The 15,027-nt window shown below is 56.7% G+C and carries 13 protein-coding genes and 1 pseudogene; 4 read left to right on the top strand and 10 right to left on the bottom strand.

From position 1 onward, the window contains the following. Positions 1–48: 48 nt before the first annotated feature. Together EXQ56_09800 and EXQ56_09805 are read right to left on the bottom strand one after the other, a co-directional pair. A complete protein-coding gene (locus tag EXQ56_09800) occupies positions 49–330 on the bottom strand; it encodes a Fis family transcriptional regulator (protein ID MSO20736.1) in 282 nt (93 codons plus the stop codon). Beyond that, positions 327–677, bottom strand: a complete 351-nt coding sequence (locus tag EXQ56_09805) for a type II toxin-antitoxin system RelE/ParE family toxin (protein ID MSO20737.1) — start codon at positions 675–677, stop codon at positions 327–329. The genes EXQ56_09800 and EXQ56_09805 overlap by 4 nt, the downstream gene beginning before the upstream one ends. Before the next feature lie 374 nt (positions 678–1,051). On the opposite strand from EXQ56_09805, the gene EXQ56_09810 reads away from it, so the two are divergent. The 3 genes and pseudogenes from EXQ56_09810 to EXQ56_09820 all read left to right on the top strand — a co-directional run bounded on the left by EXQ56_09810 (position 1,052) and on the right by EXQ56_09820 (position 3,713). Next, complete coding sequence (locus tag EXQ56_09810; protein ID MSO20738.1) at positions 1,052–1,906, top strand: hypothetical protein; 855 nt, start codon at positions 1,052–1,054, stop codon at positions 1,904–1,906. Between the two features lie 60 nt (positions 1,907–1,966). Next, positions 1,967–2,980, top strand: a pseudogene (locus EXQ56_09815) (site-specific DNA-methyltransferase). A gap of 4 nt (positions 2,981–2,984) precedes the next feature. After that, positions 2,985–3,713 carry a restriction endonuclease gene (locus EXQ56_09820; protein MSO20739.1) on the top strand — a complete coding sequence of 243 codons (729 nt, stop codon included), beginning with the start codon at positions 2,985–2,987 and terminating at the stop codon, positions 3,711–3,713. 68 nt (positions 3,714–3,781) lie between these two features. Here EXQ56_09820 and EXQ56_09825 read toward each other — a convergent pair whose 3' ends face one another. From EXQ56_09825 to EXQ56_09835, 3 genes are read right to left on the bottom strand one after another with little or no spacing between them, the layout of a single operon-like run. Then, positions 3,782–5,767: a hypothetical protein gene (locus EXQ56_09825; protein MSO20740.1), complete on the bottom strand. Its 1,986-nt coding sequence runs from the start codon at positions 5,765–5,767 to the stop codon at positions 3,782–3,784. Positions 5,768–5,803: 36 nt separating this feature from the next. Beyond that, a complete protein-coding gene (locus tag EXQ56_09830; protein MSO20741.1) occupies positions 5,804–6,769 on the bottom strand; it encodes a hypothetical protein in 966 nt (321 codons plus the stop codon). Positions 6,770–6,814: 45 nt separating this feature from the next. Further along, a complete protein-coding gene (locus EXQ56_09835; protein ID MSO20742.1) occupies positions 6,815–7,042 on the bottom strand; it encodes a hypothetical protein in 228 nt (75 codons plus the stop codon). 784 nt (positions 7,043–7,826) lie between these two features. Here EXQ56_09835 and EXQ56_09840 point away from each other — a divergent pair. Continuing rightward, entirely contained in the window at positions 7,827–8,999 is a 1,173-nt protein-coding gene (locus EXQ56_09840) for a hypothetical protein (protein MSO20743.1), read from the top strand. A 62-nt stretch (positions 9,000–9,061) separates the two neighbouring features. Here the strand turns inward: EXQ56_09840 and EXQ56_09845 are convergent, their stop codons facing one another. From EXQ56_09845 to EXQ56_09865, 5 genes are all read right to left on the bottom strand, one after another. Further along, positions 9,062–10,570 (bottom strand): undecaprenyl/decaprenyl-phosphate alpha-N-acetylglucosaminyl 1-phosphate transferase, encoded by a 1,509-nt coding sequence (locus EXQ56_09845; protein MSO20744.1) that lies wholly within the window; start codon positions 10,568–10,570, stop codon positions 9,062–9,064. 48 nt (positions 10,571–10,618) lie between these two features. Then, a complete protein-coding gene (locus tag EXQ56_09850) occupies positions 10,619–11,830 on the bottom strand; it encodes a glycosyltransferase WbuB (protein MSO20745.1) in 1,212 nt (403 codons plus the stop codon). A gap of 163 nt (positions 11,831–11,993) precedes the next feature. After that, positions 11,994–13,073 (bottom strand): UDP-N-acetylglucosamine 2-epimerase (non-hydrolyzing), encoded by a 1,080-nt coding sequence (locus tag EXQ56_09855; GenBank protein ID MSO20746.1) that lies wholly within the window; start codon positions 13,071–13,073, stop codon positions 11,994–11,996. Further along, the gene (locus EXQ56_09860) at positions 13,070–14,134 is read right to left on the bottom strand and encodes an NAD-dependent epimerase/dehydratase family protein (protein ID MSO20747.1); all 1,065 of its coding nucleotides are present in this window, start codon (positions 14,132–14,134) and stop codon (positions 13,070–13,072) included. The genes EXQ56_09855 and EXQ56_09860 overlap by 4 nt, the downstream gene beginning before the upstream one ends. Next, positions 14,131–15,027, bottom strand: an 897-nt coding sequence (locus EXQ56_09865; GenBank protein MSO20748.1) for an SDR family oxidoreductase, incomplete at its 5' end; no start/stop codon positions are given. The genes EXQ56_09865 and EXQ56_09860, both read right to left, overlap by 4 nt.

Consider the following 15,027-nt stretch of genomic DNA (forward strand, 5'->3'; position numbering starts at 1 on the left):
TCTTGAGAAAATCTGGGTAGACGGGGCGCGTTTCCGATTTCTCCGTTACTAAACCAGTTCGAGGCGGATTTCGCGGCCGACGGCGGTGGCGGCTTTCCGCAGAGTGCTGAGGGTTACTCCGTCATTGTCGGGATCGAGGAGTCGATCCAGAGAGGCGCGGCTGGTTTGCATGCGCTTCGACATCTCGGACTTCGATAGCTTCCGCTCTTTCATGGCGCTCTCGATCTGCCGCGCCAGCACACGCTTGATCGCCGCCGAAGTGGCTGCTTCGTAGATGCCTTCCTCGCGCAGCCAGCTATCGAAAGACGAGCCAACATTTTTCTTCTTCATGCGGCAATTCCTTTCTTGCGTTTCAGTGCCAGTTCCAAATCCCGCCGCGGCGTCTGCTGCGTCTTCTTGATGAAGCCGTGCAGCAGCACCATTGCGCCCGGCTCGACCGTAAAGATCACGCGAGCAATCTTGCCGCCGGTCAGGTTGCTGCGGACCTCCCAGAGTCCATTGCCCAGGCCGCGCACCAGCGGCATTCCAATCGGCCAGGCGAATTCAACGTCCTTAATATCCTCGCCGATGATCTTGCGGTCTTCGAGGTTCAGCTTCTTGAGCCACTCCCGCACCGGCTCGCGGCCACTATCCAGCCGAAAGAAATGAGCGGGCAGACGCTTCAGTCCCGGATTCATAAGCGAATGTATCATTATTGGTACACTCCGGTCAAGCGGCTCTTTGCGGAAAGGGACAAAAATGATGGCCCGGCACATGTGAAGAAATTAAAACTGTAGGTGTTTGAGGGAATAGAAAATGTCTCCTTACCCCCTAGAAATCGATTGTAAAACAATAATGGAGGGGGTCTCAACCCGCTGATTCAGAATCAATTTCTGCACATGCCCACTGCGGGACGTTTCCCGCCACCCCGTCTCTTCGCTTGAACAGCCACAGGCGGTGAAGCTAATCGCTTCCCCCGGTGGTTCCGTTCCAATTCAGCCATCGTGAGCAGGCAGCACAATCCTCGCTACCCGCATCTCGTAGACTGATAGAATCATTGCGGAGGGTCATCATGCCAAACAACTTCCGGAAGTATCGTCCGTTGTTTTTCACCTCGCTGGCCTTGGCGTTGGTCGTTTTCGCGCCGGGATCCGCGCGGGCCGATACGGAGTTTCAGACGCGCAAGATGACGCGCACCGATGTCCCGCTGGGCAAGGGGCAGTGCGACATCCGGCTGCGCGTGGATGGCGAAGTGGAGGTCAGCGTGAGCCTGGACCGCGTCCAGGTGCGCACCATCGGCGGGCGCGATGCGCGCGACGAAGGCTCCGAGTGCAATGAGTTATTGCCGGCGCGGCTGGTGGAGAGGTTCAACTTCGAGAAACTGGATGGACGCGGCGAAATGCTGTTGCTCGCACCGCCCGACCGTCCGACCGGTTTCCGCGCCGTGGTGCGCATCCGCGATGCGCAGGGCGGCGACGCCCGCTATGTCTTCCGCCTGAGCTGGATGCTGGATGGACGCGGCCCCGGCCAGCCTGGTGGATTCGGCGGCCCCGGCGGACCCAATCGCGGGCGCGACGGCGGACGCTTTGGTCAAGGCGGTCCGGGCAATCCGGCGCCGGAGAGCCGCAACAGCGATGGCAACCAGCCCGGCTATGATCGTGGGGAACGCAATATGCCCATGCGCATGGGCATGGAGGAGGCGACCCGCATCTGCACCGCTTCGGTCCGCGCGGCGATTGACCGCGACTACCGCTACTCGAACGCCGAGATTCAGCACGCCCGCCTCGACAACCGCCCCGGCCGCAACGACACCATCATCGGCGACGCCACCGGCCGCCGCGGCGGGAGCGTCGAGGAGTTCATCTTCTCCTGCTCCGTCAACTTTGACAACGGCACCGTGCGCACCGTGGACGTACGACGGCGGTAATTGGGCCACGCTGTCTGTTTGGAAGTTGACGTGGCAGAATGACATCTTGATACTAGGCACATGGCAACTTCTGCTCGAAGAGTGTCTGACGCTCCAGACCCAGTGGAAACCGTTCGCTCTCTGGACACATATGTCCCCGATGCTGTCCGATTAGCGAAGTATGACCAGAAGGCCATACCTGCGCTTGCCAAGGACGCACATGCGGTTCGATTGATCGAATCGGCTGTCTAAGGCATCCCCACAACTCACACTCTCTGTCATGGCGACGCCAGAGCAATGGATTCACTTCCTGCCGAATCCATTCACTTGATCGTCACCTCTCCCCCTTACTGGACGCTGAAGAATTACCGGGATTCAGATGGCCAACTGGGACATGTTGCCGACTATGATGCATTTCTCGCCGAACTGGATAGGGTTTGGCAACATTGTTGCCGGGTTCTTGTGCCGGGCGGTCGCCTGATCTGCATTGTGGGCGATGTTTGTTTATCGCGCCGGGAGAATGACGGTCGGCACACTGTAGTCCCGCTCCATGCATCGATACAGGAGCGTTGCCGCAAGATTGGATTTGATAATCTTGCTCCAATCATCTGGCACAAGATTTCCAACGCTGCTTATGAAGTGAAGAATGGTTCATCATTCCTAGGAAAACCCTACGAGCCGAATGCCGTAATCAAGAATGATATTGAATTCATCTTGATGGAACGCAAACCCGGCGGCTACCGGGCGCCAGATATTCCTACGCGCATCTTGAGTCTCATTTCAGCGGAAAACTATCAGAAATGGTTTCAGCAAATCTGGACGGGATTGCCCGGCGCCTCCACGAAGGATCATCCTGCGCCATATCCTTTGGAGCTTGCCGAGAGGCTGATCCGCATGTTCAGCTTTGTTGGCGATACGGTTCTCGACCCCTTCATGGGCACGGGAACCACCGCCGTGGCAGCGGCGAAGTGGGGCAGAAATTCCGTTGGATTCGAGATTGATCCGTATTACTTCAAGCTGGCTCAGAATCGAATCGCCCGAGAAACCTCCTCGCTATTCGGCACGGCAACTGTTCACACCACCGCTACCACCTGACAATATGACTCTCTCTTCTGACTTCAAATCGCATTTGCGCAAGGCAGTACGGCATTTCTGGAAAACACGCGCGGCGCAGTCCAGGCGGCAAGGCACCAAAAGCGGCACGCGCGATGCGGGAGCACGCGCGGCAGTGACTGGCGGGCGTCAGATGGATGGGTTCGTAAATATGATCAGGGGAATCCTGATCGATGCGGGGTTGAGAGAGCAGGATGTTCATTGCAGCACGGATATGGAACTTCCAGGTTGGTACCGCTCCGAGAAAAGATGGGACTTGTTGGTAGTGGTGGATGGCCAGTTACTCGCCGCCGCGGAATTCAAATCCCAAGTGGGTTTGTTCGGAAACAATTTCAATAACCGCAGCGAGGAAGCCATCGGAAATGCGGCGGATATCTGGGCTGCGTATCGCGAAGGAGCCTTCAAGCCTTCGTCGCGCCCTTGGCCGGGCTATCTAATGCTGATCGAGGAAGCGTCGGGCTCAACTCGCCCGGTCAAGGTGGTGGAGCCCCATTTCAAAGTGTTCCCGGAATTTGTCGAATCTTCATATGTCCAGCGTTACGAGATTCTGCTTACCAAACTCATGCGCGAAAGATTATACGATTCCACCTGTCTGCTGCTTTCCACTTCCACGGATGGTCCCAATGGTCACTACCGGGAATCAAATCCTGAACTGGTATTTGCGAAATTCGCAGCTTCCCTCCTGGCACGAGCCCGATCCGTGGTGAAGGACTAGATTCACCAGTGGGCCAGGCGCCACATCTTCATTCGCTTATCCGTACAACTCCAATGATTGGGCCGGAGCTACTCGGCACTCCGCTCCGTGAAGGTGTATTTCACCTGCGGGCCGACGTTGGCCATGCCGAGTTCCTTGCCAAACTCTTCGCGCAGGATCACGATCTTGCCGCCCAGCACGGTCATCACCGGATAGACTGAGCCGAGTTGCGCGACCGGGACGGTGAGGTAGTCTTTGTTGAAGACCACCAGGTCGGCGAACTTGCCCACCTCCAGCGTGCCCAGTTCCTTCTCGCGCAGCACGAAGAACGCGGCCCACACGGTGGACATCTTCAGCAGCGTTTCGCGGTCAATGGCCTGCTCGGGCGCGACGATGATGCCGTTCTTGTTGCGCCGCGTAACCAGCGCGGACGCGCCCAGGTAGGGCGGCTCAGCCTGCGCCCCGCGGTAGTCGAGTCCCTCCACTTCCAGCGTGGTCATCACCCCGGCGTCGAGCGCCTTGCGGATGGGCGAGATGTTGCTGGCCTTGTCCTCGCCGTAGAGTTTCAGGTACGGGAAGCTGCGCGTCAGCGTGCCCGCGCCGCAACTGATCATGATGCCCAGCTTGGCCATGCGCGGCAGTTGCGCGGTGCGCGGATAGAAGCCGCAATGGTCGGCGCTCAACCGCATCGCGCGCACTTCGTTGAGCGAGATGTCCGGGTTGTCCTTCATCACCTGCTCCATGATGTCCATCACATAGTCGAGCGGCTTGTCGCCGTAAAGGTGATTCACCACGTAGCGATAGCGCGCGCGCAGCGCCGAATAGATGGCCTTCCAGTAGGAATTGTCCGGCTTGAGGATGCAGTCCTCCTTGGCCTTGTCTTCCGGCGGCGCTTCATAGGTGGTGCAGATGGCCGGCGGACCATTGTCGATGCCGCCCAGCGTCAGGCCGACATTCCAGAAATATTTGCTGCCCAGGCCCGCCCAGTCGCCCATGCGCAGGAAGCAGCCGGGGATGTCCGTCTCCACCTGCTGGCAGAAGCGGTGCGAGAACGCCAGGCGCATGGGCATCTTGCCCTCGCGCACCAGACGCATGTAGGCCGGCATCTTGCGCAGGCCCACGATGTGCGAGCTGAATGTGGTGAAGCCGCCCGCCGGCGGATAGGTCAGGTGCTCAGCAATGACGCTGGCCAGCTCGTCCATGTGCGTGTCGAAATAGCGGTCGGAGATGAGCGAGCGTCCGATAGTGGTCGATATGGTGATGGCCGACTGCTCATTGTCGTCGGTGGGCTCAACTTCATAGAGGCGCAAAAAATCGTTGCGCGCCGCGGTGTTCCACAGGAACGCCGGATGCGCGCCGATGAACACCGGAAGCTTGGGGGCAAGGTCGTCCAATTGCTTGCGATCCATGCCGTTCTTGATGAGGTAGTCCGCGCCGATGCCGATGCCGGAGCCGTCCACCGGCAGATCGATCCAGGCCCACTGGCCGGGCGTGGGCCGCGCCATCTGCTCTTTCACCACCAGCTCGATGCCCTTGGTGATCTCCTGAAAGGTTTTTCCCGTAACGGAGAACTGCTTGCGCACGCTTTCGATCTTGGAGGGGTTGGCTTTCGCCCAATAATCCACCGCTGCATCGTGCAGATGCTGGTGCGTGTCAATCAGGCCGGGCACCACGGTGCGGCCCTTCAAGTCAATCTTGCGCGTCTGCGGCCCGGCCAGGCGCAGGATTTCGTCATTGCTGCCCAGCCGCTGGATGGTGTCGCCGCGCACGGCAATCGCCTGCACCGTGCGACCCAGCGAATTGGAAAGCGAATAATCATCCACGGTGACAACCTTGCCGTTGTGCAGTATCATGTCGGGATAGTTCACCAACTCCTCGGGTGCCTGCACCGTGCGCTGCGCGTGGGCAGGGAAGATCACCGCAATCAGCAACACCATCACCCAGCACGGCAGCAACGCCATCCGCAAAATCGCCACCTGCAAAAGAGAACGAAGCATAAAGACTCCTTTCACACTGTCAACCGATTCGGGCCGGACACAGTTAGGCGCGTACGCCTGCAACCGTTCTGCGCACATTGTAGATCAATTGAGTTTGAGGTCAAGAGGAAAAGTTCAGAGTGCAGGCTGGGCAGCAATTCCGCGGATGCTGGCGGCGACTTCTTCGAGCACGGCGTGGTGGACGTTGATGCCGCCGAGGATGCTTACCTTCTGCGCGCCGGTGAACCATTCGGGGCGGAGTTGGGATTTGTTTTCGATGCGATGCAGCGTGGCGCACTTGCCAACGCCGGCGCGGCGCGCGGTTTCTTCGATTTCTTCTTCGAGATATCTAGCAACTTTGCCGATGTCCACAAGCACCACCACGTCGCTCTCCTCCGCGATCTTGCGCGCGGCGGGGACTCGGGCCAGCGAGTCGATGCAGCTGGTGTCCATCACGCGCACTTCGCGGAAGGTGCTGACCAGCTCGGCGATGGCGTCTTTAGCGAGCGACATGTGCCAGGTCGTCTGCAGGATCACGCCGATGCGCGTCACGCGCTTGAACGGCAGTTTCGCCACATCCTCAGGGCGATGTGCGACGTGGACTTCCTTGTCGTAGAGTTGCGCCAGACCGCGCAGGCGCGGCAGGCCGTGATACTCGGGCAATCCGCAGAACACTAACTGATATCCCTCATCGAGCAGCTTGCGCGCGGCGGTCTCTTGGGTGGTGACGTATGGGCAGGTGGTGTCCATGATGACTTCTAGCTGCCCCGCACCCTGCCGCCGCGCCACCTCAGCGCGGGTTTGCGGGGAAGCCCCGCGCGTGCCCATCACGAACGGGACGTTGTCGGGCACATCCTGAATCTTGTCCACCAGCTTGGTGTCGGGAGCCATCTTCAGATAGCGGCGGCGCAGCGTGTCTTGCGTGCGGTCTTTCTGCTCCTGCGTGGAGCCCGCGGGCAGGTGAAAGTAAACGTAGAGTGACTGCTCGGTGTGATACTCCTGCGCCTTCTTGTCAGCCATCTGATTGGTGCGCGCGATGCCGTAGCACAGGCTGTTCTGCACTCCAGGCACTTTGCTCAGATCGACAATCTCCACCTGCATGGAAGCCTCCGCTCGCCACAATTACTCTATGCCAGTTAATAAGAACTAAGGCCGTCGGCCTCTTCCGTTATCTCTACCGGCACCACCCGCGTTGGGAGGGCCGTCAGGCGCCGCTTGCGGCATCTGGAATTCCTTCATACGAAGCGATTCATACCCCTTGCGGCGACCGATGATGCGATAGTCGAAGGTCGCGGTCGAGGCACCCCCACCATTCTCTCGAACTTCAAAGGTGCCGGGAGTCTTCTGGGAGACATACATGCCTTTAGAATCCACAGCGCCGTCCCGCCCGTCTGCTCGGCGTGGAGAGAGAACATAACCCCCTTAGCCCCATTCACCGCCACGCCTGCATCATCCTGCAGGACTCCGGAAAAAGGCACCAGATGCGGCACTATCGCCACATTCACGGGTTCAACTCCCGCTGTTTCGGCGGCGAAAGCTGTTCGAGGCGGAACGGAAAGCTGGATCAGAATCAATACCAAAGAGGCGAGATAGGCGATGTTTCTGTTCATTGGAATTTTCCTCGTAGAATTTATGGTTGCAACCGCCGGATGCTGCAGCGGGGGGAAGCAGTCTCACTCCCCGGAGTGAGTCGTAGCAAGCAATAAGCGCCAGTCTTCATTAGCGGGCGTTTCATCTGAGCGTCTCGGTCAGCGAGCAGTTAAAGGCTTTAACTTCGCGCTCCTGGAATTGCACGGGCTTCTCCCTGGGAAGCCCTCGAATCGTAACTGGAACTCAATTATCCGCCATGCTGCCTCCGATTGGAATGGGAAACAAGTCCCAATTGCAAGTAGGTCTTCCTAGGCTAACCAGAAACGGAGGGGAGTGGAAATGGCTGCCGCTGGGAATCATGAAGGCATAATGCGGCTATCGCTAGACTTGTCCCTGCCAAAGTGCGTTGAGAAAGCCGAACTTGAGGTCGCTGATGCGGTATGCTGCGGGGCTCGCGGGGCTATCGCCCGGTCGAATGACGGGAAATGAATCGCTGGCGCCGGGCGAGGCCGGCAGGTAAGCTTGCACGGGAAGGATTGTGCGGAGCACCGCCGCCACTTGGTTCTGAATGCAACCCACCTGGACAGATGAAGATCGGCTTTGCCTTTTAGCCGCTGTTGGAAGGCAAACTCCCTCCGAAAAAGATCGGCTAAAAGAATTGCTTGGCCGTCCGTTAGACTGGAACCGCGTAGTGGCACGGGCACTCCAGCACCAAATCTATCCCAGCCCCTACAGGAACTTGAGGGAATACGGGGATTCGAAGGTTCCCAAGGAAACGCAACGATTGCTGGAAGCCCACTACCGAACAAATGCCTTCAGAAACACACTGTTAGCTGAAGAAATGGCTGGAATTTTGCTCTCCTTGCAGAAGGCGGGAGTGGCGGCGCTACCGTTGAAGGGATTGCCCCTAGCCGAGCGAATATACGGAGACAGAAGCTTCCGCGTGTGCGCTGACATTGATATTTTAGTTCCTCGCCCGGAACTGACGGCCGCATACGATCTGCTGGCGGCAAGGGGTTATGCGGCGCAGTATTCGCGGGATTTTCTATCGGACCGGATTACACGAAATACCTATGAGTTTCCGATGATTCGCGCAACCCGAATGATGGTTTATCCGGTGGAACTTCATTGTGGATTGTTATGGGAAATGTCGGCGGAGACAGGAAGCGCATCGGAAGTTTGGAAAACGGTTGAGGCTTGCGAGTTCCATGGCTCGCCGGCGTTCCGAATGAGCCACGAATGGGAATTCCTGTTCTTGGTTATTCATGCGGCTCGGCACAGATGGGGCTGTCTAAAATGGCTTGTGGACATCCATGAACTCTGCAAGAGAGAGGAATTTGACTGGACAAAAGTTCGCAATCTAGCCGTACAAATGGGCTGGGAACGAGTTGTGGAGCAGACCTTAATCATCTGCCGAGGGCTGCTTGGCACATCGGCCCCTCCGGCATTTGACGTACAGGAGGATTCCCCGGCGGATCTTCAAAACCTGCACCGCTATTTCACCGCCCCGGAGATTCCGACCCCGATGCAAAACACCTTGTTGTGCATGAGTCTGGTGAGGTCTCCCGTCGCAAAAATCCGGTTCTTCTTCCGGCGGTTGCTGGTTCCCACTCCTCGGGACGCAGCGTTGTGCCGTTTGCCAGTTTCGTTAAATTTCCTGTATTACCTTCTTCGCCCGGTTCGACTTGGATTAAAGGCATTTGCTGCTTTGCTTCGGATTCGCCCGGCAGGCGGGGGCTAGGCTACCGAAGGATGGGACAGTAACCAACAGGAAGACATACGGAACCCTTTTCCACTCCCATCTCAATCCTTGGTAGCGTATTGAATGCGGTGGGATAGTCTCTGCAGGGCCTCCCCCAGCGCGCCATTGAAGAGGGTGGTGAACACATTGATGTCCAGCAGTAAAATCCCGGCATCGTAAGGACGTAGTACGGTAAGTGTCCCGATGTTATCGCAAGTTTCAGTCGTGAGCGCAAGCTTAAGTTCCCACTCTTGCGTGGAAGGGGCGGAAACGGTCAGGTTACATAGGACTTCCCCTTCGCCAATTCGAATCAAGGTGGCCGGCAAAGGTTCCGGTAAAGTACCCGGCGGGGCAAGTTTCAACACAAATCGGCTAAAGCCGAGGGGGCGAAGCGTTTCGGCTAGCAATTGAAAAATCTCGCTGGTTCCCTCACCGGTCTGCAATGATTGCGCCGCCCGGCGCACACTTAGATTATTCTTGATGATTCTTTTCTGCCGGAAGATCTGTTGGACCAGACGGTGCAATTCGACGAATTCCTCATATCGCAGATGGCGGAGTCCCAAATATGTGCCGATTCCTGCTAAAGAGACGACCATGGTCACGGTGATCCCGCCGTGGAACAGAGCCAGACTGAGCATCGCGAATCCCGCGGAGACGGCATAAAGGATTAGTACGGCATTGCGCTGGGACACGCCGCGTTTGAGAAGCCTGTGGTGGACATGATCCTGATCGGCGCCGAAGAGCGGCTTGTCGTTCATATATCTCCGCAGGACGGCGATGCCAACATCCAATATCGGCAGCCCGCAGGAGATCACAGGGATCGCTACCGCCAACATGATTGTCGATTTCTGGGATCCGGCCAAGGCCAACGCACTAATAAGAAAGCCTATAAACAAAGACCCGCAATCGCCCAGGAAAATTGTCGCGGGGTGAAAGTTGTGGCGCAGGAAACCGAGAATTGCTCCTGCCAGGACGACGGCGAGAAAGGCAATCGAAAAATTGTCAGACAGCAGGGATTGGATGCACAGAACCATGGTTGTAAAGAGCGCAGAGCCCACCGACAGACCATCCAGCCCGTCAATCAGGTTAAAGGCGTTGGTAATGAGCAGCACCCAAAATATCGTCAAGGGTAATCCGATCAGGGTGCGCAGCATTTCTCCTTCCACCAACATATCCAAGCGGTGAATACCGATGCCCCCCACATACAGCCAAATTGCGGCGATGGCCTGAACGGTAAACTTCTGGTATGGACTACCCCCAAATATGTCATCGTACAATCCCACGATAAAGATCAGTGTGGCAGGGCCAAGTATAGGGTAGAAACCGGATGGTGAAATAAGCGCCGGAGAGGCAAGGGTGCGGGACGCCAGCAGCGATATTCCAGTCACGGCCACGAAACTGAGAAAGATCGCCACGCCTCCCAGACGGGGTACGGGGAGCAGATGCAAGTGGCGGCCGCCAACGGGCAGGTCCATCCAGCCGCGTGCCCTTGCGAAATCCCGGACGTACACAGTGAGGAAGGCAGACAGGGCTATCGCGCCAAGAAAAGCTGTGATTTGAGCAAGCATCATGATCCTGAACGTGACATTATCCGAACCAGCGAAATCTCGCAACTGGTTCTAGTCCCTGGGCACTTCCAAAACGGGGACGAAATGACCAAGAATTTGCCGGGCCGCCGCCACCGCCGAAAAGGAGCATTCGAGCAATCGCCGCCCGTTTCGGCCCATGGATGCGCGCAATTGCGGATCACCGGACAGTCTTAGGGTTGCGGCGGTCAGGCCCACGTCGTCACCATTCAGGAGGCAAATGCCCGCTTGATTGTTCTCTAACATGGCGAAAAGATCATTGCCGGGATTCAGACTCGCCAGAACTGGCAGGCCGCAATATAAATATCCCAGGAGTTTCCCCGGCACGTTGTGAGTGGTCAGGCGGCGGTCCAGCGAGATTAGGCCCACATCGAATTCGGAAAGGGTTGCGAGATATTCTCTTGGTTCGAACGCTGGAAGTATCTGAACGTTTTGAAGGCGCCGGGTGCCGATCAATTGCTGTACCCGCTCCTCCTCGCTCCCACTGCCGATCAGGAGAAAATGGATGTGCTTCTCCGCGGAGAGATTCTCTGCCAGGCGGATGATGTTATCCATATCCTGCGCCACGCCAATATTACCGCCGTAAAGGAACACAATTTTATTTTCCAGTCCCCACTGCTTGCGGTAGGAGGTCGCTGGAAGGTCCGTCTCCTGGAGCGCCGTCCAGTTGTAAAGCAGCTCCGTTCGAAGCTGGATGTGGGGAAACGCGGCTGCAAAGTAATCCAGGTTGGCAGGCGATTGCACGCCGATAATATCTGCGGCGCGATACTGCTCAAGCTCTTTCGCGCGAAGGAAGCGCCACGCCAATCCCTTGTGTAAGAGGCCGGCGTCGACCGCCCATTGCGGGAAGATGTCGCGCAAGATCAAATAGGCGGAGCACTTCCACATGGATTTCAGGCGTTTGACCAGCGGTCCCCAAAAAATGGACGGCGAATAAAAGACTATAAGATCAGCAGGGTTTGCTCTCAGGAAGGGCCCCGCCCGCCTCCAGATATTCCAAGAAAGTCGAAACTCCTGAAACGCACGAAATAGTCTACGGGCACCCTTAATTTTGCCCGTCCGAACTCGCGCCACCCGCACGCGGTCTTTTATCTCTATCTCGAAGGACACGGAGATGGTTTCGAGCGGCGTTAGTATGGTTACTTCGTGACCTTGTTGGACGAACTCGGCCGCGAGATCGTGGATCAGTTTCGCTCCTGCGCTGATCTTGGGGAAGTAGCAATCGACGAGTAGCAGGATTTTCATACCAGATTTGGCTGCTCAATATACCAATTTAAGGGGCGAATTCGGCCAGCCGCTAGATAATTTTGTTAATCCTTCGTCTTGAGATGATCCCTGGTTTCCTGTTGGGTAGAGGGCTGCCGGTTGGAGGCAGCCGCGCACAGATTGGCGAGGAAGATTACTCGGATCAGCGGAAGCCCAGCACAATTCGGCAGACCGTTGAGGCCACATGCGGAGCCAGATATTCTTGCGGAGGCACCCAATTCCCGCCCTGACTTGTCACAAACTGCACGGCATTGCAGATGGCTAGCGGTTCGCAGCCAGCCAACAGATTAGATCCACGCTCGATCGTTTCGGGCCTCTCCGTCACATCCCGGATGGTAACATTGGGGACTTTCAGAATACAACTCTCCTCCTGAACCGTTCCGCTGTCGGTCAGCAAGCAGAATGCTCCCTGCTCGAGGCGCACAAAATCGAAGAACCCCAGTGGCTCGACAAAGCGCAAACCAGGCCGTTCCAAGTCAATCCCAAACTCCTGCGCTTTCGAGCGAGTCCGCGGATGCAGAGAGCAGATCAAGGGATACCCGTACTGCTTGTGCAGCAGGGATAGGGAGTCTATCAGACTGCCGAGGCGTTCCGGGAGATCAACGTTCTCGGCGCGATGCATGGTAACCAGGAAATACTGTTTCTCTTGAACGGCGAAGGTCTGAAGGGCGGAGCTGGCGGCAATCTGTTCCGAAAAATGGTCCATCACTTCTTTAATTGGATTCCCCGTAACATAAATCTGATTGCCGGGGATTCCCTCCTGCAACAGGTTCTCCCGGCTCCTCTCGGTGTACGGCATCAGAACCGAGCTAATCTGGTCGATGATCCGGCGATTGATCTCTTCCGGAACGCGAAAATCAAAGCAGCGGTTTCCTGCCTCCATGTGATATACGGGAATACCCAGCCTGCGGGCCACAATCGCACTCAATGCGCTGTTGGTATCCCCCAGTATCAAAATACGATCGGGGCGATGTTCCCGGAATACCGGCTCGATCCTGGAAAGGATCTGCCCAACTTGCTCGCCAAAACTACTGCTGCGCACGTTCAAAAAGATATTCGGTGGCCGGATAGCTAGTTCCCGGAAAAACAGTTCGTTCAATCGATCGTCATAGTTTTGGCCCGTATGGACGAGCAGATGCTCTGAATGTTCATCCAATAGCTTGATGACCAGGCTGAGCCGGATAATCTCCGGCCGGGTGCCCAGTACTGTCATAATTTTCAACGCAGCACCTCCGCCGCTTCGTGCCTCGAATCTTCCGGCATCAGCTTGTGTTGCCGCAAGAGAGCCTGTACCGCCTCAAACGGCATTACGGCATCGGCGGAACTGTATTCTTTTTGTAGAGGACGCGGTCCGTCGAGCGGGACGCTGAGCTCCGGCAACAGCGGCTCGATCACATAGTAATTTCCGCGTTCCAACGTGCGTGTTGCTTCCTCTTCGTTGACCAAAATTTCGTGGATTTTTTCCCCTGGACGGATGCCAGAGACCTTGGTCTCAATCTTGCGATTCCCCATTAGGGCCTTGGCGATGTCCGTGATTCGAGCCGAGGGAACCCGGGGAATGTAGGTCTCTCCCGCTCGAGCCTCTTTCACGGCGGCAAAGATGACCTCGACTGCGTCCTCCAGGCTTAATAGAAATCGCGTCATATCCAGGGTAGTCAGAGTTACCGGGCCTCCGTTTCGAATTTGATTGAGAAAGAGAGGAATAACCGAGCCACGCGAGGCCAGCACGTTGCCGTACCGAACGCAGATGAAGCGCGTTGCGGGCCGCCGAAGGTTGGATTGAATGAATAGCCGCTCTTGGATGGCTTTGGTCATGCCCATGGTGTTGACTGGCTTGCAAGCCTTGTCGGTGGAGATTCCTACCACCGTGTCGATGGGCAGGTCATGTTCCTGAATGGCGCGGATAATGTTTTCTGGCCCGCCGATATTTGTTTGCACGGCCTCGAATGGAAAATACTCGCAGGTGGGCACTTGCTTCAGCGCCGCTGCATTAAAAACCATATCCACCTGGCGCAGTACTGCGGCCACGGAGTGAAAATCCCGCACGTCTCCAATCCGGAATTCGAGCCGTTGCTGAAAGTTGTGATAAATGACCTCATCGGTGGCGGCGGTGCGGTGTTGGTACTCCAGCCTCATCTCGTGCTGCTTGGCTTCATCCCGTGAAAACACAATGATCTTGGCGGGAATTCCTTTGTCCCCGGAAAGCAATCGGCGCACCAAAACCTTCCCCAGGGACCCCGTCCCACCAGTGATTAGGATTCGTTTGTCCGTAAAAAGGCTCATCTCTCTAATTCCCTCCATTTCTCGTAAGGAGTCGTATCTGACGCCAGTTGGTCGATCAGGTCGGGCCAAGGCGGACAGGAATGCCCCGTAGCTCGCTCAAACTTTTCCCCCACCATGCTGCGGTCGCAGCGAAAACTGGGGTCGGGCAGAATCACTATATCCAGCTTGAATGCATCGCGAATCAATGATAGCAGCTCAAACTTGCTGATCGTTTGGCCGGTGACTTGGTAGACACCGGAAAGATTCAGGTGATTTTGAATCAGATCGGCCACTACGTCTGCCAGCCAGATGTTGGTAGCACCGGAAAACAGGGCGTTCGTATAGCCATTCACTCGGCCATGATTGCTGCCCAAGAACCATTCCAGCAGCGACGAGCGATGCATGAGTTCCCGACCGATGAATGAAGTTCGCAAGGTGATCGCGGAACTGCCCCGGACTTCTCCGAGATATTTCGTCCTGCCATAAATATCCTCGGCGTCTGAGAAATCCTCTTCGCGATACTCTCCTCGTTTGCCGCTGAAAACGCAGTCGGTGCTGAAATGAATGAGCTTGCCCTCCCAGCGGTCGCAGAATTCCGACAACTTATGCGGGAGCAGGGAATTCGCCGTCAGGCTGGCAACCATGTCGCTGGTTTGGGGCCTTTGCTTGATGACTCCGATGCAATTGATCAGAACCCGGGGCTTGATTTCCAGCAGGAGCTTCTCGACCGCGGGGAAATCGGTGGCGTCAAAATTCTCGATAACCTTGCCGTTCTGGAAAAGTTCCACTTGCCGAAGCGGGCGGTCAGTAACGGCGCCGCGGATCGTGCAATAGGTTTCCGGGAATTGCCGGCGCAACACCTGAAACAATTTGTGGCCCAACGATCCGGTGCCGCCAAGGATCAGAATATCCAT

Source organism: Acidobacteriota bacterium (assembly GCA_009691245.1).
GTDB lineage: Bacteria > Acidobacteriota > Terriglobia > 2-12-FULL-54-10 > 2-12-FULL-54-10 > SHUM01.

What these genes read in the sequence shown, in the direction of transcription:
- EXQ56_09800 (MSO20736.1), bottom strand. Translation starts at nt 330, where the DNA reads ATGAAGAAGAAAAATGTTGGCTCGTCTTTCGATAGCTGGCTGCGCGAG.
- EXQ56_09805 (MSO20737.1), bottom strand. Translation starts at nt 677, where the DNA reads ATGAATCCGGGACTGAAGCGTCTGCCCGCTCATTTCTTTCGGCTGGAT.
- EXQ56_09810 (MSO20738.1), top strand. Translation starts at nt 1,052, where the DNA reads ATGCCAAACAACTTCCGGAAGTATCGTCCGTTGTTTTTCACCTCGCTG.
- EXQ56_09820 (MSO20739.1), top strand. Translation starts at nt 2,985, where the DNA reads ATGACTCTCTCTTCTGACTTCAAATCGCATTTGCGCAAGGCAGTACGG.
- EXQ56_09825 (MSO20740.1), bottom strand. Translation starts at nt 5,767, where the DNA reads ATGTGCGCAGAACGGTTGCAGGCGTACGCGCCTAACTGTGTCCGGCCC.
- EXQ56_09830 (MSO20741.1), bottom strand. Translation starts at nt 6,769, where the DNA reads ATGCAGGTGGAGATTGTCGATCTGAGCAAAGTGCCTGGAGTGCAGAAC.
- EXQ56_09840 (MSO20743.1), top strand. Translation starts at nt 7,827, where the DNA reads ATGCAACCCACCTGGACAGATGAAGATCGGCTTTGCCTTTTAGCCGCT.
- EXQ56_09845 (MSO20744.1), bottom strand. Translation starts at nt 10,570, where the DNA reads ATGATGCTTGCTCAAATCACAGCTTTTCTTGGCGCGATAGCCCTGTCT.
- EXQ56_09850 (MSO20745.1), bottom strand. Translation starts at nt 11,830, where the DNA reads ATGAAAATCCTGCTACTCGTCGATTGCTACTTCCCCAAGATCAGCGCA.
- EXQ56_09860 (MSO20747.1), bottom strand. Translation starts at nt 14,134, where the DNA reads ATGAGCCTTTTTACGGACAAACGAATCCTAATCACTGGTGGGACGGGG.